The sequence below is a fragment of the Pseudomonas edaphica genome, assembly GCF_005863185.1.
Lineage (GTDB): Bacteria > Pseudomonadota > Gammaproteobacteria > Pseudomonadales > Pseudomonadaceae > Aquipseudomonas > Aquipseudomonas edaphica.
Genome location: NZ_VBVZ01000932.1, coordinates 1 through 1,630, shown reverse-complemented (window position 1 = coordinate 1,630; position 1,630 = coordinate 1). Strand labels below are relative to the sequence as shown.

At 57.7% G+C, this 1,630-nt stretch carries 1 protein-coding gene; it reads right to left on the bottom strand.

What is annotated here, in order from left to right:
• On the bottom strand, window positions 1-1,630 hold a 1,630-nt coding region (locus FEM54_RS32205), incomplete at both ends, for an autotransporter outer membrane beta-barrel domain-containing protein (protein ID WP_138454239.1).

The window sequence follows — 1,630 nt, the reverse complement described above, 5'->3', positions numbered from 1 at the left end:
CGTCACGTCCATGCGGCTTTTTTTGCCACTGAGGGCGAAGAGGTTTTCCTTCTCTGAAAATGCTTTGGTTTCAACGTGGACGTAATTGAGCCCGATAAAGGGTTCTAGCGTCACTGTGTTGAAGTTAATGTTGTGGGATATCTCGGCAAAGGCCTGGCGGGTGCTGCCGTCATAATTGCCTTTTAGTCGCGTGGAGCCATTCTTGTGGGCTACATCGCGTTTGCTGTCGATCTCATGCCAGGCATAAGCCGCACCGACGCGCAGGGTGAGACTGTCGAATTGTTTGCTCGCATAGGCAGCAAGGCTGTAGGTTTCGACGTCGGCCGAAGCACTCTGCGTGGACAGCGAGGCGGAACTGTTTTGATAGCTGGCAGCAAGACCGGCTTTCACGCCGCTTTCTTCGTCCTGTCGATCAAGCCCTCCGATGACACCTTGAATCGAACGATTGAGTTTGGTGGCATCGCCCTCCCGGTTTTGTGTCCCTCTGGAATCGAAGGCATACCCCCAGACGCCTAGGGCACGTGGGTTGTGCTCTGTCTCGTAGAGACGATTGAGCGTGGCGTTGCGCACGTAGCTTGAGTCTTGCAGCAGCGCATTCTTGAGTGAAGCATGCAGCTCGCCTGTCATGGGTTTCATGATGTTCTTGAACTCGTCTCTGGAGAGTCCGATCAAGGCGTCGTTTTCTTTCTGGGCCCAGGTAAGAGACGGTGTCGGCGCAGCGTTCAGTGGCGCAGCCACGTCCAACAGGGCGGCGGATGGGGCCTGCTCTGGTGTGGTCATAGTTGACGATGCCGTGCCAGCGACTGGCAATGTCGCGAGCGGTGGGATGACCGGCTCTTCGTTCAGCAGTTGGGTGGCCACGGCTTTCTCGTTCGCACTGCTCACCAGTTCTTCGGGGCGAATATCATTGCGCAGTAGGTTCAGGGTCACCTGGTTGGGTTCGTAAGCGAGGCTGGGCGTGAGAAACGCCAGATTGGAGGTCACTTGGGCAAATTGACCACTGACACCTTTCTGCGCCTGGATAATGGCCAGCGTGGTGTTGGGCCTGTAATCGCCGGCTTGTGCCTGGACGTCCACCAGACCACCTTGCAGATCCGCGCGCCCGGCCACTTCCAGTTTGTCGGTACGCCCAGCCGCATCGACCTCCACCCGGTAAATCGACTCGGGGTTGAAGGTCAGGTCTTGGGCAACACGCAAGGTGCCGATCGAGTTGCCCGGGGCGATGATCCCGCCCTTCTTGACGGTGACTGCGCCGACTTCGCCGATACCTTGCAACTGAGCGCCGGATTCGACGTAAAGCATCGCGTTGCTCAATGTGCCATTGGCGCTCAGCGTGCCTTGGTTGATATCGATGCGCCCGGTCATATCGCTGACGCCCGTCAACCTGAGCTGACCTGCACCGGTTTTAATCAGACTGGCGTTGCCGCTGAGGCTGCCGCCAAAGACTTTATCCTCGTCGCTGCTAAAGAGTTCGGGCAGCTCATCGCTTGTTGTGATGCTTGGCACCGGTGGCGTGATCGCTTGAGCAATGGCAGCAAGAGAGGAACTCGGTGCAACGGGCGGGGTTGGAAGGGGTTGAGTGATAACCGGCTGGGGTGCGTCAGGCAAAGTAGCAACAACAGGTTCGGAG